We start from the raw sequence: 20,910 nt of genomic DNA, 5'->3' as shown, positions 1-20,910 counted from the left end.
TTTTAAAGGATGACAACATGACACAAATAATTGCACTACAAATAAAACAGCCTTTTGCTGATCAATTAAAAAAAGGCTACCCATTAATTTCAAAAGATGCAGTGGATGCACGACAACTACCTTACGAGCAAGGGACTCTACTTAAGCTGATGGATCACCATAATCGTTTTATTGGTACAGGTTACTACGGTATTCAAAATAAAGGGATTGGCTGGGTCCTGACGACAGATATAAATGAAACCATTGATAAAGCTTTTTTCATTAAAAAATTCAAAAAAGCTATACAGCTACGAGAAGCATTCTTCCAGAATGAACATACAACAGCCTTCCGTGTTTTCAATGGCGAGGGTGATGGTATCGGTGGCCTAACGATCGATTTCTTTAATGGCTACTATATGGTGAGTTGGTATAGCGAGGGTATTTACTCATTGAAAGAAGTCGTTTATGAGGCGCTTGCTGAAACCATCAACTACCAGGCCATTTATGAGAAAAAACGATTCGATAGTAAAGGGCAATATATGGAACAGGATGATTTTGTCATGGGGACTCCTGGCGAATTTCCAATCATGGTTAAGGAAAATGGGATGACCTATGCAGTCCATTTAAATGATGGTGCGATGACTGGAATTTTCCTTGATCAACGGGAAGTACGATTAGCTATTCGTGAGCGCTATGCGAGCACAACAAATATGCTAAATACCTTCTCCTACACAGGGGCATTTTCTGTAGCAGCCTCGCTTGGAGGAGCTACTAAAACAACAAGTGTCGATGTTGCAAAGCGCAGTTTAGCCAAAACGATTGAGCAGTTTAGCGTCAATCAAATTGATTATGAAGCGCAGGATATAAAAGTAATGGACGTTTTTCATTATTTTAAATATGCACAGCGTCACGAATTAAAATTTGACCTTGTTGTATTAGATCCACCAAGCTTTGCCCGCACAAAGCAAATGACGTTCTCAACGGCGAAGGACTATCCAAAATTACTGAAGGATACGATTGCGATTACAGCCAAAAATGGCATTATTGTGGCTTCCACAAACAACGCAAGCTTCGGTATGAAAAAGTTTAAAGGGTTTATCGACCAAGCATTTAAAGAGACTCGTACACGCTATAAAATTGTAGAGGAATACGGTTTACCAAAGGATTTCCGTGTGCCTCGTGAATATCCTGAATTTAATTATTTGAAGGTCGTTTTTATTCAAAAAATGGACTAACTCATCTGGAATCACACTTTGCTGTGGTTCTTTTTTTCTATAAAAAATGGCTTAAGAAGTATGTTCACTTCCTAAGCCACCTCTTTTTTAAAGCTTTTCCACAAACCAATCTCGTATATATTCGAGACGATGAATTCTTAATGTTGGCTTTCCGCTTCTTGACAGTTCATGATTAGCTTCAGGGAACCGGACGAATTTCGTTTCTTTTTTCCGATACTTCAAGGCGATAAATAATTGCTCCGCCTGTTCAATCGGACAACGATAGTCTTTTTCACCATGTAAAATAAGCAATGGTGTTTCAACATTGTCTACATATTTCAATGGTGAATGATGCCATAGCTTCTCTATATTTTCGAGCCCCGCTTGAATTTGCCAGTCTGTAAAGTAATAGCCAATATCACTCACTCCTGCAAAGCTAATCCAGTTTGAAATAGAGCGTTGTGTAACTGCTGCCTTAAAGCGGTTGGTATGCCCAACAATCCAGTTGGTCATAAAGCCACCATAGCTCCCACCTGTTACACCTAGTCGAGTTGGATCAATGAACTCATATTGCTCTAAAGCATAGTCCACTGCAGCCATTAGGTCTTGATAGTCATTGCCACCATAATCACCACGTACTGCATCCACAAACGTTTGTCCGTAGCCATGACTTCCGCGCGGATTTGTATACAGCACCGCAAAGCCTTGAGCAGCTAGGATTTGGAATTCATTAAAATAAGTGTTGCCGTACATCGCATGTGGACCACCATGGATTTCAAGAATAAGAGGATATTTCTTCCCTTTTTCATAGCCCACTGGCTTCATGATCCAGCCATTGACCTTCCAGCCCTCAGCTCCTTCAAACTCAATGCTCTCTGGCACAGCTAACTCTTTCGTCTTTAAAACGTCTTCATTGACTGTCGTCAATCGTTCTTTTTCACCCGTTTTTAAGTTGACGTAATATAAATCGCCCGGATTCGTTGTCGTACTTATGGCGACAACGGCTTGATCATTTTGAGCATCTAATGAAAAACCATAAACGTATTGATCATCGTGAATAGCTGGATAAATTTCACCATCTACATTCCCAAAGTAAATTGCCGCATTGCCGTGATCCGTTACTTGGAAATAGAAACTATGATTATCATTCATCCATTGTACACTTGGTGCTGCTACCCCTTGCAGGAAATCACCGATGACATAGTCACCGACAGGGGCATCAAATTCACTTGTTGCACAGTTTAGCAGATTTTGTTCCATATCATAAATCCATAGCTTCGCTTGTGTGGCATTTTCAAACTCACGTTTTCCTCCAACAAAGGAAAGGAAGCGGCTATTAGGCGACCAGGACGTTTGGTAATAGGAGCCAATCCCCTCTGTTACCTTGCGACTCTGTTTTGTTTCTAAATCGAATAAATAAATATCCGCATTAAACGAAAAATCTAAGTCCTCTGCTTGATCTGCTAAGTACGTAAGATAACTGCCATTTGGCGACCATGTACTCAGATGGAAATCCTCGTTCCCTTCTGTCACTTGCTTTAAGTCACCAGATTTTAAATCGACAATGGCAATGTGAGTATGCTGGTCCATATCCATAAATCCACCCGCATCCGACTTATGTTTCATCTTATCGATTTCGAGTGGCTTGAGTTCTTTTTCTTCTTTCTTGTCATCTTCAGCTTTGTCTAAGATAGTTTCATCTTTACCTAGCAAAACTGAAAAGGCAATTTTCTCTCCACAAGGAGACCAGACAGGCGTTGACGCACCGTTTTTGCAATACGTCACTTGCTTCGCCTCTCCCCCTGTTTTCGACAGTACAAAAATTTGCGGCTTGCCTGATCTTGTCGAAGAAAAAGCAATTTGACTGCCATCTGGCGACCAGACAGGAGAGCTTGTCCGATCGTTACCATATGTCCATTGCTGAGGACGTTTGTCTTTTAAATTTAAATAAAACAAGTTAGATACATAGTCTTTTTTCTTCTCATCAATACGTGTCTCTACATAAACTACCTCAGTCCCATCAGGTGAGAGCTGTGGATCTGCCACTGATTTCAAGTGATAAAGATCTTCTGGTTGAATCCCTTGTTTAGTTGTCATGTTCTTGCTCCTTTGTATTGTCATTTTCTATGCTCTACTACAATATTTCGACACCCTAAGTATTTTTCCTGCTACTCTATTGATTTTTTTACTAGTTCCCAATCAGCATTCATTTTTGTTCTGCGATAAAATTTATAAAAAGGTTCATTGGAACGAGCTTGGTTTTGATAGAGACGAATGATTTGTAGCAAAAAATCCTCAATATGATCAATCCCTACCCTTTTCGCGAAGAGAGTACCCGCCTGTGCCTTCGCCCCCATAGGGATGGCTCCTACATAAACATCAAAGCTCTCATGCTGATAGACTAAACCAATATCATCATATGTAGGATTATAGCAAGCCGATGCACAGCCATTCACATTGACTCGTACTCTTGCAGGCACAGTTATACCGTCCAATGCCTGATAGAGTTGTTCTGTTTGAGGAACTGCCTCCATTTTTTCTCCATCACAAAAATCACATGCCTTCATGGCAATATGAGGTCCTGAGGAAGCAACAAACAGTCCAGCCTCCTGTAAGGCATGGGTCGCTTCTGTCAGTTCACTAGAGGGGATCGATAATAATATGCTATAGGAGGCCGAATATTTAATGGCCCCCTTCTCCCCTACTATTTCAGCTATTTTTTGAAATTGGGCTGGCGTATAATGCTTATTAATAATGCCAGGGCTTACCGCTAATCGTGCATAACCACCTTGCTGATTTAGAGTTTCGAACGTTTTATCTGGTATGTTTTGACGAAATGCATTCATTGTTATCGCTCCTTAAGAAAAAGGAGCTAGCAAAGCGCTAGCTCGAATGTTTTTAAAAGTTGGCTGGGTAGAAGCCCTTGGCTAAAATTTGAATGGCCGCTGCAGCACGTACCCCTTCAGATGCCGCTGAAAGTGGAAGAATGACAAAGCGATCATTTTTGACTGCTTCCATTTCCTTCAACGCTGGATCATTTTTTAAGAATTTTATCTTTTGTTCAGCAGTTGTTTCGCCATAATCAATGACAACCACCACCTCTGGATTGCGATCTACTGCATCTTCCTTCGATACCGTTGTCCATCCTGACTCCACATCTCCAAAGATATTTTGACCGCCAGCGATTGTTACTAGCTCATTCATAAAGTTTTGACCAGCCGTGAATACGTCTTTATCACCACTGTCAAAGACTAGCACACGTAAATTTTCACTGTCTTTTGGTAATTTTGCTTGAACTTCTTCGACATCTTTTGTCATTTGTTCAATTAATGCTTCACCGCGATCTTCCACGCGGAATATTTCCGCGATATGACGAATATCCGTGAAAATATCTTCTAATGTTGGCTTTGTCATATTGGAAGCCGTATGTAAATACGTATGAATTCCTAATTCCTCAAGCTCCTCTGGTGTTCCAACACCTTTCTCACCAAAGCCACTTTTCCAGCCTGCATACAAGAAATCTGCCTCGGCATCAATGACTTGCTCCTTTGTTGGGTATTGATCTGAAAGAACTGGAACTTTATCGTAGGCTGCTTGAAGCGGCTCGTAGATTTTATCATCTAAATAAGCTGTCCCTACCATGGAATCCTCTAAGCCTAATGCAAGCATAATTTCTGTTACATGCTGATTTAAGCTAATGGCCTTTTTAGGTGCTTCCTTATAGGTTTGGGTAGTTTCATTATTTTCAATGATGACCTCAGTTGTTGTCGCCTCAGACGGTTCAACTTTTTCAGTTTGCTTTGCTGATTCAGGCTTGTCCTTTGCGCCACACGCTCCTAATACAGCGATTAAGGCGATGACCATGACTAGCCATATACTTCTCCATTTTTTCATGTCCTTTTCTCCTTTGTTGTCATAAATATAGAAAGAAATCAGAGACTTCTTTGCTACTAGGATAATTGGAAGGGCATAAAAAAACCCTCTTGTCGCCAAGAGAGTTGCATAGTGAAAAAACGGTATTAGTACCTTTATCACTATCCCCATCCTCGTGGTTCTTAGTTAACATACATATACTGGCAGGTATCCTGGCTTAGGTTCATCATCTATACGCCTTCCCATAGTTAAACTACAGTGGCATGCTGTATAGACTCCCCATTTACAGTTGCGGGACAGCATCGGAATTGCACCGATTTCCCTTTTAAGCAAATGACAAATGCCATTTGCACCAATATGTTCTAATTATGCTATTGATAGACTAGCAGTTCATGCGTTAATTCGCAATCAGTAATAGAATGCAAAAAATATAATCATCATTATATTAGCACTATTTCGACAAAAAGACGAATCATTTTACAAGAAATAATTGTGCTAGTATTCTGATACAATGAGAAGATAGCTACTTATAGAAACGAGGATTTATTATGTACAAGACGATTGGGGTTCTTGCTCATGTTGATGCAGGAAAAACAACCTTTTCTGAGCAAGTGCTTTTTCATACAAATAGTATTCAAGCGCGGGGACGTGTCGATCATCAGGATGCCTATTTAGATAATCATGAGCTTGAGCGCAAACGGGGCATTACGATATTTGCCGAGCAAGGACGCATGACTATTGGCGACGATACATATACGTTGATTGATACACCAGGACATGTCGATTTCTCCCCAGAGATGGAGCGTGCCATCCGTGTCATGGATTATGCCATCATTATTATAAGTGCGGTAGAGGGTATTCAAGGTCATACTGAAACGGTATGGCAGCTTTTACGAAACTATCATGTCCCTACATTCTTTTTTATTAATAAAATAGATCGTGACGGAGCAGATGTAAGGGCTGTGATGACCCAGCTCCATAAAGATTTCTCGGAACATGTATTATTCGTCGATGAACCACTTCAGGAGAATTATGTTTCCAGCACAATCATGGAATGGCTGGCGGAGCGTGATGAAAAGCTCCTGGATGCCTTTTTGAATGAAGCATTGGAGCATGGCCTGTGTATGAAGCACCTACAATCGATGATTAAAAATGAATCTGCCTTCCCCTGCTTTACTGGTTCGGCATTAAAAGATGAAGGCATTCAAGAATTGATTGCTCAACTTCCACTCATAACGGGTACTCACTTCGAGCCGGAAGCACCGTTTCAAGGAGAGGTCTTTAAAATACGACATGATGGCCATCAGCGTTTAACATTCATCAAGGCTTTAACAGGCAAATTACATGTTCGAGATGAATTTACGTTTGGAGACCTTACAGAGAAAGTAACAGAAATTCGTCTTTATAACGGCAGCCGTTTTGAAACTGTTCAGCATGTTGAGGCTGGTGAAATCTTCGCTGTTAAAGGGCTCAGCCAGGCACACATTGGCGATCGCATTGGCAGTAACACGCTATCACAGCCCTATGAGCTTGTCCCTACATTACAGGCAAAAGTTCAATATGAGGGTGAGCAACATATTAAAGAAGTATTAAAGATTTTCCGTCTACTAGAGGCCGAGGAGCCATCATTGCGTGTCGTATGGCAGGAAAAGTTTCAGGAAATCCATGTGCATATAATGGGTGTCATTCAGTTAGAGGTACTGATAGAAGTATTATTGAAGCGCTTTACATTAAACATCTCTTTTGGAGAGCCGCAAATATTATATTTGGAAACAATTGCGACAACCGTTACAGGCTACGGACATTTTGAACCACTTAAGCATTATGCAGAAATTCATTTATTAATGCAGCCAAATGAACGTGGGACTGGCATTACCTTTAGCAATGCCTGCCATGCAGATGATTTATCAGTGGGCAACCAGCGCCTCGTAGAGAAGCATTTGTTTGAACGTGATCATCATGGCTTACTCACAGGCTACGCAGTAACAGATATTCATTTTACGCTTTTAACGGGACGTGGACATAATGAACATACGTCTGGCGGTGATTTCCGAGAAGCCACTTTCCGAGCACTGCGCCAAGGACTGGAACAAGCACAGAACGTCCTGCTTGAGCCGTATTATCGCTTTAAAATGAAGGCTTCCAATGACTTTATTGGCCGTATGATGACCGACATTCAACAGGCTGCTGGCACCTTCGACGACCCTGTACTCACTGAAACAGACGTTGTATTAACAGGACGTGCACCAGTAGCGACCTTCATGAGCTATAGCACGATTTTTGCCGCCTATACAAATGGGAAAGGTGCGCTTACCCTCCAATTTGATGGCTATGATGTGTGTCATCATGCAGAAGAAGTAATATCTCAAATAGGCTATGATAAAAATGCCGACCCTGAATACAGTTCTTCCAGCATTTTTTGTTCAAAAGGTAAAGGCTATTCTGTCCCTTGGCAAGAGGCGCAAGCAGCCATGCATTGTCAGAGCTAAGTTCATGTACTAGCATGGCAAATCTGTTGAACTAGTACTTCAGATGAAGGTAGAATATCCCTACAAAAAATAAAGCAAGCCCTCCGCTTCATGGAGGGCTTGCTTTTATATGGCACCAACAGCTTTCTTTGAAGGCTTGTGCACCGGATAGGCAGGTTCAACCACCACATAACCTTGCGTATTCGTGAAGTCGATAACTACTTTTCCAGGCTGACTTTTTAATATTTGTAGTTGATCAATTAATGTTAATAATAGCTCGTGGCCGTTCCCACGTGGATGCCAATTAAAGTGATAATCATTTAATTCCTGAACGGCTTGAAGAAACTGCGTGTATTCCTGCTGTGCAAATGCAATTAGTTTATCCTGATGAGGAATTTGCTCTAAATCGTTCATATACGTTTCATAAAAACGTATGACAATCGAGCATAGTAAATCATTGACACGTGCAGCGCTTAACACTGGATTGGGCTCCTGTGAAAGACGGTCAAGATTAGGCTTTGCTCGTGTTGAATCAATGCGTGTAATTAAGTGGTACTGCTCCCCATTCACCTCATAAACAATAGGGTTGGTTGGCATATACATCATAAAGCTATTCGTCTTCGTTTTCAGTTGATCCGTTAAATTCGCCTGAGCAAAAAGATGGCCTTCTACCTCCCCATTTTGTATCCAAATAATGTCTTTATTATATAAGATTTGCTCAAAAAAACGATTGTTGCGAATCAGTCTCGTTGCTAATAATTGATCAATTAGTGATTCGACCACCATTCTTGTTTTCGCTTTCTTAGCAATTTCTGTCCGTGGCTGCTTACAAATCGTCATATCTACAAAAGGCGTTTCCTGTGTTGTCGTTGCATGAATATTCATCCTATGTGCATCCCCTTTGCGTACATATTTTCAAAACAAAAAGGACTTCCTACTATGTTTGAGGAAATCCTTCGCTTTAATGTGCTTCATCACACAATGCCAAACAAACCCTAAGTAAATGTGAAGGAGTTCTAAAATGAACCCTTTCATGAACTTTGGGCGTATGACGTACTGTGACGAACAGAGCATTCTGTTTTGTCAACATGCCACCTCCTATTCCTCGTAGGTTTATGGTGTGTACTCGTAACTAGGCAGGTATCCTGACTCATGGTCATCGCCACTTTTCCCCTTCCCATCATTTGACAGTGGTTGCTGAAAAGTCGCTCACATTTACAGTTGCGGGACAGTGTCGGATTCACACCGACTTCCCTTTTAAGCAAATTGCACGCAATTTACACCTATTACTACACGCTATTCAGTTGTCATAGGAATCGAGTGTACTCCACATTCCTATTAGATTACTAAAATCAATTGTAAAGTAGTGTTTTTCTAAAGTCAAATATCATAATATTTTCCAGCTTCTCATTCTTTGCCTTCTATTCGTTGTAACTCAGATAGTAGATACTGTTTTATTACATCGTTTTCATCCTTCCCATAATGCGTTAATACTGCTAAATCACACGCATCATCTAGTAAATAATTCTCGTTCATTCGAGTGCGAACGAACTCTATAACACTTACCTCACGGGCATTATAGCGTAAATCACCGCCAACTTTAGTCGTAAAAATTCCAACTTTTTTTCTCATAGCCATTACGATTGATCTCACTTGACCTTCGGTTAAATTAAACGCTGCTCTAACGTCTGCTGTTAAAATATTTTCCCTATGCCACATTTTTAATTACCTCACTTTCTCTTCGATATTCTAGCGCAAATATATTTTTGTAAATATCCGCTAAATTATCCGAATTAGTTACGCCAAAAAACAAAGGAAAGTCGACTGATACTATTTGGTTGCACTTAGCGGTATAGTTAAAATACAGAGAAATAGCATTGACGCAAAACTAACGCAAGTTAAATCACTGTAATAAAGTCCTATAATTTTCAATTAAAGTAATATATAACTAATATCTTTTGCGACATTCAGACGATTCCACCAGCACAACTATCCGATTCAACGATTCTCGATACGTCTGACAGCGAAAAAAACTGGCTTGTTTTGAAAATGGTATCTGTAATTATCGGACAGCAGAAAGCGCCTGTAGGAAGTCGGTGGCTTGGGGGGATTTTCGAGTTATCCAACGTTTAATTGACGCAATAAATATCAAATGAATAAATATTCATTTTCAACTTCCCATAAGCTTGATTATGTAAACTAAAAACACCTACAAAATGCTGATTCTACTGACTTTCATAACTTTTATGTAAAAACAAGATATACACAATCTTATACACCGTTGATATACTGCAATTCTTGCGACTATCCCTGTTTGTACATACGTTACAATACTGCATAAAAAGCTGTATAAAATATCGGATAAATTGTCAGATAACGATTTGTTTGCGAGTACCCATATGCGCCAGCGCCTTCCGCCCGATGTTTTCCCCGTATTTCGGAATCAGTCGGAAGCCCTAACGCTCCTTTAACGCAAAAAAAAGACGGCAGTCAGCCGAAGCCAACCACCGCCAATTTAATACTTTACCGCTCTAAAACGCTGATATATCAACGATTTAGCCCTTGTTTAATGCGAGCCAACTGTGCAGCAACCGCAGCTTCATCTACCGCATGCGTTTTAACGTCTAGTTCCGCACGGTCAATAAGCATACCCTCCGTTTGCATATATAGCTTCATCATTGAGGCATTACCCGCCTCACACTCGCGTACTAGCGCTTGCATAATACGAGTACGACTGTCAGTTAAATACGTAGCTGTGACAGCTGATTTATACTCAAGCATCGCCGGTAATTGGCGCCATTTACGTAGTGAACGGTCAGACACCCCTACCTCTTTTGCGATATCTGTGAATGATTTACGTTTGCCAATCGGCAGTAAGTCGTTTTCATACATCAATTCAGCAGCCTTCGCTTGATCCATCGTCAATTCCTTTAAAATATCGTCTAATTTTCTTGCCATTCCGCCATCTCCATTCGTTTTCGTTCGTAGTATTCAGTGTAGTTTCCGTCGTATTCATCGAGGAATAAATCGGTAGGCCTATATTCGTATTGAGAAAGTTCATGGGCAATACTGTCCGCCAGTTCTGCATATGTTTGCGTTGAATTGCCGTCAATACACGGCTTAAGTAAAAACTCGATTAAATAAAAGCATGTGTAACGTAAGGTGTCCTCGTAGCACTCTCCCGCAATCGTTAGTTCTTCAATCCACCGCTGTATCTCCTGGGACTCATCAATTGCTACGACCTCTTTAGCCGTTAAAAGTAAAGTTGCGTAATCTACCAAGAAGCGTTTAATCTCGGGAAAATGCTTGTCGTAGCACTCATAAGCCCACTTATCGCTAACTGGCGGAAACGGCTCTCTCTGCTCGCAATCGGCTAGGAGAACGTCTAATTCTCGATGCAATACGTCTGTTTCCATTCCAATACCTCCTCGCGTTTTGTCGCATAGTATCCTTCAAAATCTCCGTTGTAGTTATCGTTGCTATCGTACTGAATACTAGGCGGGTATCTACTAAATACATTAGCTATTAATTGCGCTAGATTTGCGTAGTTCGTTTCCGGATGATGTTGCCCGCTAACGACTGTAGGTATAAACACTTGAGCAATAATGCTAAAATGTAGGCGTAGATGTTTATCTCTACAAAACTTAGCAACAGAAAGAATGTCTAGCCACTCGGTAAGCTTCGCATCTTCTCCTAATGCTCTGATTCCTTTAGCTGCTAAAAGTAGCGTTGCATAATCTGTCATAGATTTTTTGATTTCGTCCCAATAGCGGCGGTATACTTCTAGCGCAAATTGATCGCTAACCTTTGGTGCGTAAGTGTTTCTCGGTAATATACAATAGCCACGCTCCTTATCTTCTCGTTCTTTAGCTTCACGTAATCGCTTCGTATCTTCTTTAATCCGCTCAATATCAAAAGTCGTCATTTCGTCACTCCTCATTTAGTTTTATTAGAAAAGGCAAGCACCGCTGTAAAAGCCGATGCCCGCCCGTTTGTTATTCATCTGATAATGATAATACGTATAATTGTTGTTGATGTTCTGGCTCGAAAACTAACACGCGAACGCCTACTTTCAACTTATTCTCGTATTCAATACTCGCAACTCGATCGTTAATCATCACCGTTTCGGTGTAAGGCAACAAGTGCGGATTACATACGGTAAATGGTTCTGGTATATCGATTGTGTCACCATCGAGGCGAATACTAAAGTTTGGATGCTCGCCTGTAACGGTTGCTATTCTTAAAGTACCGCCAGGATTATATCCAACTGCTCGGATTGATCCAATTAAGCGAGAGGAGCCACTGCCTTCTGTAGGTATCTTAGGCTTAGCCAACTTGCACCATCTCCTGTTCGATTAATTTCGCTAGCTCAAACGCTATGCGATGAATGTCCGCATCTTCACGTACTGTAAAGTTATTGCCCGAGATAACGACTCCTCCGCCAGTGCCGTTTCCTCCGCCGCCTTCCGAATAATCATGATTTTCACGCGCAGTTAAAACGCGTTCACCTTTATGGAGACGCGCTGCATATCCGTCATATGGTACGGAATCTAATCCGCTATAGTGCGATTTAGCAGCTCCACCGTCTTTGCCTGGTATCAACTTCTTCGCCCAACTTACGGCACCAGAACCGATTTTACCTATCCAGTCTGGCATTTTAATGTTTCCTAGAATTGCTGCGAAGTCCTTTAAGTATCCTGCCGCTGTACTAATCCAACTGCCCACAGTTTTGAATGCGGGAGTCAACGCTTTAACAATTTCCGTAGCTGCTCCGAATGCCTGCGTAAATCCACCGGCTAGGAACGCTACAAACGGACCTACAATCGTATCCCATACTAAGCGCAATATCTTAAAGGCTGCGCCAATCGCTGCACCTAAAAGCTCTAATATCGGACCAATCACCGTCCACATAAGCTTAAAAGTTTTCATAACGAATGTAATCGTAGGAGCGATAATGTTATTCCAAGCGAGCATTACGACGTCAGCTACGATTTTCAATGCGTCCCATAGTGCGCTAAGAATCGGCTGAGCTACTGCCCACAACGTTTGAAGTACTGGCAACACGGCTGATACAATACTAGAAAACACGCTAGTAACCTGTTCCTTCACCGTTGCAAATCGCGCCATTATTGCGCTGATAGCTTCGGGAGAAATTAGCATCTCCAGTACGCCTTTAAATCCGCCTGTCTTAAATGCAGTCATCAATCCGGAGATTTTCGCCTTAATTCCGCCAACTAACGAGTTAATCTGATTCGCAATATCTGGCGGAAATAGTGCGCTGATTAAACCGCCCGTGCCGCCCGTCTTAAATGCGGACCATAACGATTTAACCTTGCCAACTATGCCATCGATTGCTCCTCGGAACATTTCGCTATTGTCGTATAGCGCTTTGAATCCGACTACTGCTGCGGCTATTCCTGCGGCGATTAGAGCTATCGGATTTGCCAACGCAGAAATTGTTCCTACTACAGCTAACGCAGCTACAAAAGTGACAATCGCTCCTGCTACGTATGCTATTTGTGTTCGCCATTTCACGAATATATCGTATAAAGCAATCGCTTTATCTGTGGCTTTAGCAAGCATACCTCCCAATTTATTGCTGAGAGTGGTAGTATCAAGACCATCAAACATTTTATTTAGTCGTCGTAAGAATTCTCCTAGTTTTGTATTGCTCTCCATTCCCATGTTTCTAAAGAACGTCTGTGACTTCTCTTCAAGTTGCGACCACAATCCTTTTGTCGTATTCCCCATCTTATTAACCATTTCATCAGTTACACCCATTTTGGTTAATAATTTATCTAAACCAGCCATCTTAGCAGACATACCGTCCATTTTAGTGATTTTTTGCAATTCCTTTTTATCTAGTCCAACTGCTTCGTACATTGAAACATAGTCACCTTGCATAAGCTCTTTTGTTGAGAAAGCTGCCTGTTGAGTGTCTACGCCAGAAAGCGCTTGTATACGTTCAACTAAACCCCAAACTTGTTTTAATTCATCGAGGTTCTTACTAATTCCTATGAATGCCTTTGAGTTTGTCATCATATCTGTACTGTTCAATACTGGACTATCAATAGCTGCCTTTTCAATCATTTGAAGATACTTTTTAGCTTGTTTATCATCCCCAAACATTCCGCTAATAGCCATCGCATTTTGTTCGTAGTTTGCTGCAGCGCCTATTGTTGCGTTAAACAACTTGGCCGCCCCATTCACACCAGCGTATGCCCCCATTAGACCAATTAAAGAACTTTGCATACCACTAAAACTTGCACTAAGCCCATTAGTTCCCGCACGTAAGCCTGTCATACGAGTAGAAAAGCTGCTCATACGATTGGACGTTGAAGATATAGCACCCCCAAACCTATTTACCGCTGTTTGTGTGTGACTTACTGATTCCCCTGTCGCTCTACTTGTGCGGTTCATCTGGTCCATCAACTGCGTTAATCTTCGCATACGGGACGAGCCCTGGTCCCTCATTCTGAAAACCGCCGTTAGATTAATAGCCATTAGATTCGCTCAACTATCTTTGCTACTACGTCAGCCAATCGATCAGCTTGTTGGCTTGCTGTAATGTATCGTTTGCGTGCGCTTCTATCTCCGTTGGCATATTCGACGGCTCCATTCAACGCCTCTAATCGTTTACGAGCATGGTCGGCTTGTATACGGCCACTCATTGCTATAGCTAGTAATGGTACTTTTAATTCGGTTGCCAGTTTAACCTTAACTTGCGGAACTTTACCGTGAAGGCGTTCCACTTCTGCTACAAACTTAGCTGCAGCAAGTATTACTTCGTTATCGTCTAGTAATTGTGTTATTTCCTGTCTGCGGTGATTTATTTTCATTTCTCGCATCTCCTTTGCGTTTTTGAATAGAAAAAAGACGCCCTAAAATAGAGCGTCCCGGGGCGAGCGTAAAACCCGCGTAATAATAAAAACCGCAACTCTTTTTAAGAGCGCGGTATTAATCGATACACGATTCTGCTAATTCAACCAAATTGGATAACACATTATCCGGATATTTTTCATCTAGTCTTTTAAGACATTCTGCATATTCCTTACTCTGAAATTTAAAGGCCAAATCGTCAAAAACCGATGATAACCAACCAATTTCTTCTTCTGTGCAACCGTCTAAAAAACATATAGTATCGTTCACGTCATTAAATTCTAAAATCAATTGAGCCCAATAAATCTTGATGGAAGGATCATTTATATGCAACTTTTTCATTTTTTCAATAATACTAGTTACGTTTTGTCCGTTAATCATCTTTATCATCCTCCTTTGTGTTAAATATAAACTAATCAAAACATTTTTTACATATAAAAGACACAATGTCGATTTAAAACGTCATGTCTTGAAATTGTGCTATTTAATTTACTTTTATTGACCTTCGTTAAAAGTCGGCTGTTCGAACTCGCCGTACTCGTAATGCTCTTTCGATTCCTTACCTAATGCCATTCGTTCTAAGTGTACGGCAGGCTCATTAGCAGATTGCGCAGCTTGACGACCTAATACGCTCCTTAAATTAACAAATGAAGGCGCATCTGCTACTGTTAGTACAAAGTCAGGTTGATCGCTCAACTCTAGTGCTTTTTGAGCCGCCAATTTTTCCTCTGTTACTGAATTTTTCTGAGCGGTTTTATAGGCATGTGTTAGTCGCTGTTTTAACGCTGGATCGGTCGTACTTGCTAAAGTCGAGACTAAATTCGGAAATTGTTGTGCTATTTGTTGCGCATAGTATGCATCGTCCTGCTTACGCACAAAATCCTCTATTAATTTTACAGCTTCGTCTAGATTGTGATGTAGCATTACGCGCGTCTGTAAATCGCGCATAGATAATTCAAACGAGGCTTTTTGTGCGTCTGTACCAGAATACGCATTAGGTGTAGCCACTACTTCCTGCGACATTTGTTTTACAAACTTGATATAACGCGCATATTCTGTGTTAATATCTTGCATACCTTTCAAAAAAGTTTCTGCGTAAAACTGACGTACTTGCTCACGTTCAATCGATTTTCCCTCTCCACTAAGTAATCTATTTAATTTGATTTTGTTGTAATCTTCGCGTGCTTCTGTAACTGTCTTAAGTTGTAGTTGTCTTGCTTTTTCTTTTAAAGTACCGATTTTTTCTAAGTATTCATTAATTAACTCGATTTTTGTTTTTGTCATTTTATATTCCCCCGTATTTTTATAATTTGTTACTGCACTAAAAGTTCTTCTTTTAAACGGCGCCTACTTCATCTTTTAATAACTGTTGAATTACGTAATTAGCTGCCTCTGATTGCGCAAAATATCGCGCATCCAGCGTGGCCACTTCTTTCGGCAAGAATATCCGATGCTGACGTTCCTCTTCGTCAATGTAAACGCAATGCTCTCCGTTGTCGTTACTGTAATAAATCTGCATTAGTTAAACACCGTCCCGTTTATAATTTTTGGTCTTAGATATCACTGTCCGATGATTTCTATACCGTTTTTGTTGTACTGCTTTTTACGGCGTTTCGGCTTTGCTCGCTTACCTTCGCCGTGATAATTAGATGAATACTTTTTATGCTCCATATCGTTTCATTTCCTCGCTTTCTTCTTTAAAGCCTTGTTTCCAGGCTTCGATTTCTTGTTCGTTCGCTTCGTGTTTTAAGAAACGACTTGCGAATTGTTTAACAAACTCATGCCAAAGCTTGTCTGTGAATTTTTCGCTAGATAGATAGAAATCATAAACATGCTGTCTATGCTTTTTTGAGTTACAACTGCGGCAACAAACGACGATATTTTCGTCTATATTGTGACCTAGATAAACATGATCGACTGTAGCCTCTGTTATCTCCCGTTTACCTCTTGTCATTTCTACGTCACAATAAGCGCAATTTGTAGCGCTCAATACTTCTTCAATTGTTGCTTCCGTATAGAGATTGACCGTGTTATGGCGGTATACATGCTTACGGAATCGTTCCCTGATATATGAAGAGCTTTCGAAACGTGCTTTACTGCGACATGCCTTGCATTGGTACTCTCGTCCTTGTGGCGCTTTTGGACGTCGAGTGAATTCGGTTAGATTCTTAATTTCTTTGCAAGTGCGACATTTGCGTGTCATTTCACACCATCTCCATTTTCAATTCAATTAAAAAACGCTCAAACTCGATTGTTCGTGGGAACTCGCGAGTGAGCGCTACTTTTAGCCGTGTCGACGGATGTTTTCTTTTATTTTCTACTTCCGAAATTAATGCTTGTGTATAGCCAAGCCGAGCTGCAATTTCCTTTTGTGTCAGCCCGTGAAAAAGCCTAGTAAATCGTAGGTACTCTGAAAAGTCCATGATTATCAATCCTTTCATTTTTTATACGTTTTTATAACTAATAGGTAAATAAAATAGCCGACTTTTCCGTATCGGCTTCCTCATATATAGCCGAGTTGGTCGTACCTAAATTTTATACTCACCTAACGCTGCCATTTGTGCGCGTATACGTTCTTGTTGTAGCTTTTTGGCACCATAACGTGCTAACAATTCCGCCTCGATTTCCTCACGACTTTGTTTTAATATAGTTACTTTTCCATACCCTACATGTCCGCCTAACTTGACGTGAATATTACGAGGTGCATTATATCCATCATAATCAATACGCTCCGGCGTTTTACGCTTACCTCCGATTTCCGCCTTACGTTTTTGTTGCGCTACATATTGCTCGAAGTCGTCTCCGAAGGAATATACTTTTCGTTTGCGGTCGTATTCAAACATGTGCCAATCAGAGCTCCAAAACGGGTACTCTAATGGCTCTCCCTTATACGATGATGCGTAATGTAAATCTAACCACGTCAGGCGGCGCACCTTACCGACCTTACGCACTTCTCGTCTCCATGCTTTTAACACAATATCTTTTCCACCGGCACACTGTTTACAGCAAGTTATCGAGCTATTGTTTTTAGTTATATCACGGTAGTAATATCCGCAGTGAGCGCAACGACGTACTTTTGGGTCGTCAACGCCTTCAAAATGGCCGTCGATTAATGCTGATGCAATCTCTAAAGCGTCATGGTACTCGACGTTTGGCGGAAAGTATTTACGTGCTAGCTCAATTGCTCCTGCTCCCGGTAGAACCTTTAAGAATGTGTGTTTTAGTACATCGCCTTTTTTCAATGTGATACTCGTATTTACAGTTGTCATAATCTCATTTCCCCTTTGCAGAATAGTTTTTTGAAGAGTTTTACCATTAGATTTCGTATCTTGTCCATTTATCTAGCAATTCTCGCATACGTCTAGCAGGCATATATAGATTGATAGATTCACCGTTACGGATGCGTGAGCGCCAAACCCATTGAAGTAAGTCTGATACCGCTAGCTTATCCTCACTAACAGTTATATCGTGATCTTGAAAGAACGATTTCTCGATAGGATGCATGTAACGGTTGTAGCAGTACATTAACGTTGAACGGTCTGCATATTCGTTAGACGCACGGGCATTACACGCTAGAAATCCCTTTGTATAGCCCTTTCCTTTTAAATCCGTTTGATAGCTTTTAATCGTTGTCCATAAAACTTCGTCAGTCTTTGCTTTGATGATATTTCGGATATACGACTGCATGCTAGAACGGATTGCCGTCATTTCTCCATCACTTCTACGACTCAACCAACCTTTAGAAAACGCGGTCGGAACATTGCCATGATCGTTGTGCGGTCCGTCATAGAGATTAATTAATGAACGAAGATGCTCTCGTCCTTCCTGGCGCTTGTCATACTCGATTAATTGGCCGTCTTTGACTGCTTTTAAATCGTAAGGAATCGAATATAACTCGAAATAATATTTCATTAGCTGCGCTTCAAATAGATATGTCAAAACATATACACTAGTAAAAGTTTCGAAGATTGAAGGTGGAAACGCATAAATTAAGTATTTGTCACGGTGATAAAAAAGCGTCCCCGCTTGCGCTAGTAGCTTGATACGGTCGAATACTCCGTACTCATATTCAACTTCGCTCGCAGTCCAAACGACTTTGTTGTTCTCCATTTTTACTAAGCCTTTATCAAGTAGAAGTCGCATATCAGACGGTGAAACGCCTGCCTTATCTATCACACTTATAACCTCGTCCAATATTAAGGTGTAGTTATTCTCACGCAACAAGTAGCGCAGTTCATCGTCTGCCATTTCAAAAAGGCTATGCGTTGCTACGATGTCTCTACCGTCCTCAATCAATCGCTTTAGGCTCGTTAATTTACTACCGCCTTCTACGTTATTCGTTGGTTGTACAAACTCACGACCCGTTACCGAACTAATCACACGATCGACCTCAGCTAAGAACGGCGTAACATAAATGAAACGATCCAACGGACTTGCGCCGTTTATGTAGTCAATAGCATAAGTCGTCTTTCCTGCTCCCATCACCGAATCAATTACCGTTACGTTTTTCATTTCCATTTGAAAACCTCCCGATTTGTAGAATTATTGTTGTAGACGACGACCTCACCGCCTCAGCGCTTAAGCACTTTTATATCGATATAAGTGTTTATCAACAGATATCATTTTTGCGATTAGCAAAAATAGAAGTATGAGCGTTAGCGAATGCTTCGTAAAGAACTCTACGGCTCATTTCATTCGCCTATCGCTGCCAGTAAACTGTCATCGATGATAAGCACTTTTTATATACCTCTCTTTAAGGACGACACCTCACAAACGTTGATATGACGCGGTTTCTAACGGCCAATAAGCACTTTTTATTTCAGATAAGTGTTGCTGTTGAGGCCGTCTAGAACTTTTGGCGAGAATTTCATCGATAAGATGTGATCGTTCGAATATAAAGACAAGTTTGCCCGGCCTATGTCGACTCGGCTCCATTTTGATTAAGGCCTGTCCTGCATCGATGATTTCCTGTGCTACTTGGCGAGAATGGATTACGATAAATTTTTCGATTTTCGCTTGCATTGCTGTTCATCCTCCTGTATAATGACATTATAAATTGATATTTGATAATATAGGTTAAGTCTGCAAAAAAACAGACATACCAACTTTTATTATATCGTCAGCACTTGAGGAATGTAAAGTGCTTTTTTTCATTTTTTTAAACTTTTTTCTTCTATTACATATACCCGAACAAAAACGCAGTTCCGGACATGTATCTGATAATTTTCTTCCTACTATACATGCACACTTGAATTTTCCGTTTAGGGACAACTTTTCGCAAAAATTTATTTCTTCGGCTATTTGTCGGGCAGACTCAGCTTTCTCTGCTTTTTCCGTAGCCTGTTTAGCTTGCGATTCTAATTCGGCGATGCGTTCACGGTAGGCTTTTAATGTATCAATGTCACCGTTTAGGACTTCTGATTTCGCTTGTGCTTTTGCTGGCGTTGATTCTGACGATTTTGCGCCGATTTCATACACTAGCTTTTTAGGCAGTGTCTCCACATCTATTGGAAATTTTTGCTCGTGCACCTGTTGCACTACCGATACATAGCCAATGTAGTTATAGACTGTTCGTTTACTAAACCCTAGTGATGTGTACCAACGCTCAAACACTCCATCATATTGATTATTTCCACTTAATCTTGTCTGCGCGTCGAGTAGCTCTGTGCCCACTTCATCGACCATCCTCTCATAGGACGTACGAATATTACGCTCCTTTTGCCGGAGAAATGCTGCTATCTGTACATCTAACGTTTCATACTTGAATACCGCGATTTCGTCTCCCATTCCCTTTTAGTCTCCTTTCGTTTTAGACGTTCTAGCCTTCGTATGATAAATACATCGACTTGCGATTTAAAGCCGTTATTAGCCACGTTTATAAAGGCGAAATGAAGGCGCTAGGTCCCCACTCCTTCAGTAAGACCGATTCAAAAATTGTTATTATTTAACTGTTTATGTTTGGTATAATAAGTAAAAAATGTTAGAGGTGTTGTACTATGAATACTCTACAATTATTTTATAAAAAATATCAAAATCATAAGGATATTAAGTCTGTGGATTATATTAATTGGGCTTTCACCATGTTGGAAGATAATTGTTCATCGTTTTCTTTAAATATCTTAGCCTCTCTAAGAGAACCACTTAATATTTTTGAGGTAGAAGATTACTTTAGAAGAGCACTAAGTGAGATGGAACTGCAAGAACCATCATATGAAGAGTGTGCTAGATATTACATTCTGCATTTATCTGAAAAAATACTACAAGATAAGAAGAACGTTTTTGAAATAGTCTATGATATAAATTTAGTGATTCGAGATATTGATTACCCAGAAGACCTTAAAGAATGGTTCATCATAAGTGACATGGTAGATGAATTTCAATATGGCGGTAATGATTTTAATTTAACGAAGGAAGAAGTAATTACAGCCATTATGGATGAAGCAAAGAATCAGTTGAAGAATAATAAGAAAAGCTAGGCGTTGGCGCACCCAGCTTTC

22 protein-coding genes and 2 riboswitches are annotated in these 20,910 nt (G+C 40.6%); of the genes, 3 read left to right on the top strand and 19 right to left on the bottom strand.

Features of this window, described 5'->3' with window-relative positions; translation table 11 throughout:
- The first annotated feature begins 17 nt into the window (after positions 1–17).
- Positions 18–1,214 carry a class I SAM-dependent rRNA methyltransferase gene (locus AC1Q6O_RS09335; protein WP_171364811.1) on the top strand — a complete coding sequence of 399 codons (1,197 nt, stop codon included), beginning with the start codon at positions 18–20 and terminating at the stop codon, positions 1,212–1,214.
- A gap of 87 nt (positions 1,215–1,301) precedes the next feature.
- On the opposite strand, the gene AC1Q6O_RS09330 is transcribed toward AC1Q6O_RS09335, so the two are convergent.
- The 3 genes from AC1Q6O_RS09330 to AC1Q6O_RS09320 form a co-directional block, all read right to left on the bottom strand.
- Positions 1,302–3,290, bottom strand: coding sequence for a S9 family peptidase (locus AC1Q6O_RS09330; RefSeq protein WP_492401080.1), 1,989 nt, complete (start codon positions 3,288–3,290; stop codon positions 1,302–1,304).
- 71 nt (positions 3,291–3,361) lie between these two features.
- Positions 3,362–4,039 carry a precorrin-3B methylase gene (locus tag AC1Q6O_RS09325; RefSeq protein ID WP_492401079.1) on the bottom strand — a complete coding sequence of 226 codons (678 nt, stop codon included), beginning with the start codon at positions 4,037–4,039 and terminating at the stop codon, positions 3,362–3,364.
- A gap of 52 nt (positions 4,040–4,091) precedes the next feature.
- The gene (locus AC1Q6O_RS09320; RefSeq protein ID WP_043989837.1) at positions 4,092–5,087 is read right to left on the bottom strand and encodes an ABC transporter substrate-binding protein; all 996 of its coding nucleotides are present in this window, start codon (positions 5,085–5,087) and stop codon (positions 4,092–4,094) included.
- A gap of 164 nt (positions 5,088–5,251) precedes the next feature.
- A riboswitch (cobalamin riboswitch) is annotated at positions 5,252–5,438 on the bottom strand.
- Between the two features lie 176 nt (positions 5,439–5,614).
- On the opposite strand from AC1Q6O_RS09320, the gene AC1Q6O_RS09315 reads away from it, so the two are divergent.
- Positions 5,615–7,555, top strand: coding sequence for an elongation factor G (locus tag AC1Q6O_RS09315; RefSeq protein ID WP_089984469.1), 1,941 nt, complete (start codon positions 5,615–5,617; stop codon positions 7,553–7,555).
- A 105-nt stretch (positions 7,556–7,660) separates the two neighbouring features.
- On the opposite strand, the gene AC1Q6O_RS09310 is transcribed toward AC1Q6O_RS09315, so the two are convergent.
- From AC1Q6O_RS09310 to AC1Q6O_RS09235, 16 genes are all read right to left on the bottom strand, one after another.
- Positions 7,661–8,419, bottom strand: a complete 759-nt coding sequence (locus tag AC1Q6O_RS09310) for a hypothetical protein (RefSeq protein WP_090001600.1) — start codon at positions 8,417–8,419, stop codon at positions 7,661–7,663.
- A 233-nt stretch (positions 8,420–8,652) separates the two neighbouring features.
- Positions 8,653–8,836, bottom strand: a riboswitch (cobalamin riboswitch).
- 105 nt (positions 8,837–8,941) lie between these two features.
- Complete coding sequence (locus AC1Q6O_RS09305; RefSeq protein WP_492401078.1) at positions 8,942–9,253, bottom strand: hypothetical protein; 312 nt, start codon at positions 9,251–9,253, stop codon at positions 8,942–8,944.
- 828 nt (positions 9,254–10,081) lie between these two features.
- Positions 10,082–10,492: a phBC6A51 family helix-turn-helix protein gene (locus AC1Q6O_RS09300; RefSeq protein ID WP_089984477.1), complete on the bottom strand. Its 411-nt coding sequence runs from the start codon at positions 10,490–10,492 to the stop codon at positions 10,082–10,084.
- A complete protein-coding gene (locus AC1Q6O_RS09295) occupies positions 10,477–10,950 on the bottom strand; it encodes a hypothetical protein (protein ID WP_492401077.1) in 474 nt (157 codons plus the stop codon). Before AC1Q6O_RS09295 ends, AC1Q6O_RS09300 begins: the two co-directional genes overlap by 16 nt.
- A complete protein-coding gene (locus AC1Q6O_RS09290) occupies positions 10,920–11,459 on the bottom strand; it encodes a hypothetical protein (RefSeq protein ID WP_089984482.1) in 540 nt (179 codons plus the stop codon). The genes AC1Q6O_RS09295 and AC1Q6O_RS09290 overlap by 31 nt, the downstream gene beginning before the upstream one ends.
- Positions 11,460–11,529: 70 nt before the next feature.
- Positions 11,530–11,868: a DUF2577 family protein gene (locus AC1Q6O_RS09285; RefSeq protein ID WP_492401076.1), complete on the bottom strand. Its 339-nt coding sequence runs from the start codon at positions 11,866–11,868 to the stop codon at positions 11,530–11,532.
- A complete protein-coding gene (locus AC1Q6O_RS09280; protein ID WP_492401075.1) occupies positions 11,861–13,984 on the bottom strand; it encodes a phage tail protein in 2,124 nt (707 codons plus the stop codon). Before AC1Q6O_RS09280 ends, AC1Q6O_RS09285 begins: the two co-directional genes overlap by 8 nt.
- 53 nt (positions 13,985–14,037) lie before the next feature.
- Positions 14,038–14,373, bottom strand: a complete 336-nt coding sequence (locus AC1Q6O_RS09275) for a hypothetical protein (protein WP_492401074.1) — start codon at positions 14,371–14,373, stop codon at positions 14,038–14,040.
- Positions 14,374–14,491: 118 nt separating this feature from the next.
- Positions 14,492–14,794, bottom strand: a complete 303-nt coding sequence (locus AC1Q6O_RS09270) for a hypothetical protein (RefSeq protein WP_492401073.1) — start codon at positions 14,792–14,794, stop codon at positions 14,492–14,494.
- Between the two features lie 114 nt (positions 14,795–14,908).
- Positions 14,909–15,697 (bottom strand): hypothetical protein, encoded by a 789-nt coding sequence (locus AC1Q6O_RS09265; RefSeq protein ID WP_492401072.1) that lies wholly within the window; start codon positions 15,695–15,697, stop codon positions 14,909–14,911.
- 376 nt (positions 15,698–16,073) lie between these two features.
- The gene (locus tag AC1Q6O_RS09260) at positions 16,074–16,616 is read right to left on the bottom strand and encodes an HNH endonuclease (protein ID WP_492401071.1); all 543 of its coding nucleotides are present in this window, start codon (positions 16,614–16,616) and stop codon (positions 16,074–16,076) included.
- Between the two features lies 1 nt (position 16,617).
- Entirely contained in the window at positions 16,618–16,836 is a 219-nt protein-coding gene (locus AC1Q6O_RS09255) for a helix-turn-helix domain-containing protein (RefSeq protein ID WP_216485988.1), read from the bottom strand.
- Positions 16,837–16,941: 105 nt separating this feature from the next.
- Positions 16,942–17,682: a hypothetical protein gene (locus AC1Q6O_RS09250; protein ID WP_492401070.1), complete on the bottom strand. Its 741-nt coding sequence runs from the start codon at positions 17,680–17,682 to the stop codon at positions 16,942–16,944.
- A 46-nt stretch (positions 17,683–17,728) separates the two neighbouring features.
- Positions 17,729–18,841, bottom strand: a complete 1,113-nt coding sequence (locus AC1Q6O_RS09245; RefSeq protein ID WP_492401069.1) for a YonV family putative phage-derived protein — start codon at positions 18,839–18,841, stop codon at positions 17,729–17,731.
- A gap of 339 nt (positions 18,842–19,180) precedes the next feature.
- Positions 19,181–19,435 carry a hypothetical protein gene (locus AC1Q6O_RS09240; RefSeq protein ID WP_492401068.1) on the bottom strand — a complete coding sequence of 85 codons (255 nt, stop codon included), beginning with the start codon at positions 19,433–19,435 and terminating at the stop codon, positions 19,181–19,183.
- Between the two features lie 54 nt (positions 19,436–19,489).
- Complete coding sequence (locus AC1Q6O_RS09235; protein WP_492401067.1) at positions 19,490–20,200, bottom strand: hypothetical protein; 711 nt, start codon at positions 20,198–20,200, stop codon at positions 19,490–19,492.
- Positions 20,201–20,409: 209 nt separating this feature from the next.
- On the opposite strand from AC1Q6O_RS09235, the gene AC1Q6O_RS09230 reads away from it, so the two are divergent.
- Positions 20,410–20,889 (top strand): hypothetical protein, encoded by a 480-nt coding sequence (locus AC1Q6O_RS09230; protein ID WP_492401066.1) that lies wholly within the window; start codon positions 20,410–20,412, stop codon positions 20,887–20,889.
- Positions 20,890–20,910: the final 21 nt, after the last annotated feature.

Source organism: Lysinibacillus sp. GW823-FHT06C08 (assembly GCF_058795135.1).
This window is presented reverse-complemented; position numbering and strand designations above follow the sequence as displayed.

Coding starts and splice junctions, on each gene's coding strand:
- AC1Q6O_RS09260 (WP_492401071.1), bottom strand. CDS start 16,616: ATGACACGCAAATGTCGCACTTGCAAAGAAATTAAGAATCTAACCGAA.
- AC1Q6O_RS09330 (WP_492401080.1), bottom strand. CDS start 3,290: ATGACAACTAAACAAGGGATTCAACCAGAAGATCTTTATCACTTGAAA.
- AC1Q6O_RS09325 (WP_492401079.1), bottom strand. CDS start 4,039: ATGAATGCATTTCGTCAAAACATACCAGATAAAACGTTCGAAACTCTA.
- AC1Q6O_RS09255 (WP_216485988.1), bottom strand. CDS start 16,836: ATGGACTTTTCAGAGTACCTACGATTTACTAGGCTTTTTCACGGGCTG.
- AC1Q6O_RS09305 (WP_492401078.1), bottom strand. CDS start 9,253: ATGTGGCATAGGGAAAATATTTTAACAGCAGACGTTAGAGCAGCGTTT.
- AC1Q6O_RS09295 (WP_492401077.1), bottom strand. CDS start 10,950: ATGGAAACAGACGTATTGCATCGAGAATTAGACGTTCTCCTAGCCGAT.
- AC1Q6O_RS09300 (WP_089984477.1), bottom strand. CDS start 10,492: ATGGCAAGAAAATTAGACGATATTTTAAAGGAATTGACGATGGATCAA.
- AC1Q6O_RS09235 (WP_492401067.1), bottom strand. CDS start 20,200: ATGGGAGACGAAATCGCGGTATTCAAGTATGAAACGTTAGATGTACAG.
- AC1Q6O_RS09275 (WP_492401074.1), bottom strand. CDS start 14,373: ATGAAAATAAATCACCGCAGACAGGAAATAACACAATTACTAGACGAT.
- AC1Q6O_RS09310 (WP_090001600.1), bottom strand. CDS start 8,419: ATGAATATTCATGCAACGACAACACAGGAAACGCCTTTTGTAGATATG.
- AC1Q6O_RS09315 (WP_089984469.1), top strand. CDS start 5,615: ATGTACAAGACGATTGGGGTTCTTGCTCATGTTGATGCAGGAAAAACA.
- AC1Q6O_RS09240 (WP_492401068.1), bottom strand. CDS start 19,435: ATGCAAGCGAAAATCGAAAAATTTATCGTAATCCATTCTCGCCAAGTA.
- AC1Q6O_RS09290 (WP_089984482.1), bottom strand. CDS start 11,459: ATGACGACTTTTGATATTGAGCGGATTAAAGAAGATACGAAGCGATTA.
- AC1Q6O_RS09280 (WP_492401075.1), bottom strand. CDS start 13,984: ATGCGAAGATTAACGCAGTTGATGGACCAGATGAACCGCACAAGTAGA.
- AC1Q6O_RS09230 (WP_492401066.1), top strand. CDS start 20,410: ATGAATACTCTACAATTATTTTATAAAAAATATCAAAATCATAAGGAT.
- AC1Q6O_RS09265 (WP_492401072.1), bottom strand. CDS start 15,697: ATGACAAAAACAAAAATCGAGTTAATTAATGAATACTTAGAAAAAATC.
- AC1Q6O_RS09270 (WP_492401073.1), bottom strand. CDS start 14,794: ATGATTAACGGACAAAACGTAACTAGTATTATTGAAAAAATGAAAAAG.
- AC1Q6O_RS09320 (WP_043989837.1), bottom strand. CDS start 5,087: ATGAAAAAATGGAGAAGTATATGGCTAGTCATGGTCATCGCCTTAATC.
- AC1Q6O_RS09250 (WP_492401070.1), bottom strand. CDS start 17,682: ATGACAACTGTAAATACGAGTATCACATTGAAAAAAGGCGATGTACTA.
- AC1Q6O_RS09335 (WP_171364811.1), top strand. CDS start 18: ATGACACAAATAATTGCACTACAAATAAAACAGCCTTTTGCTGATCAA.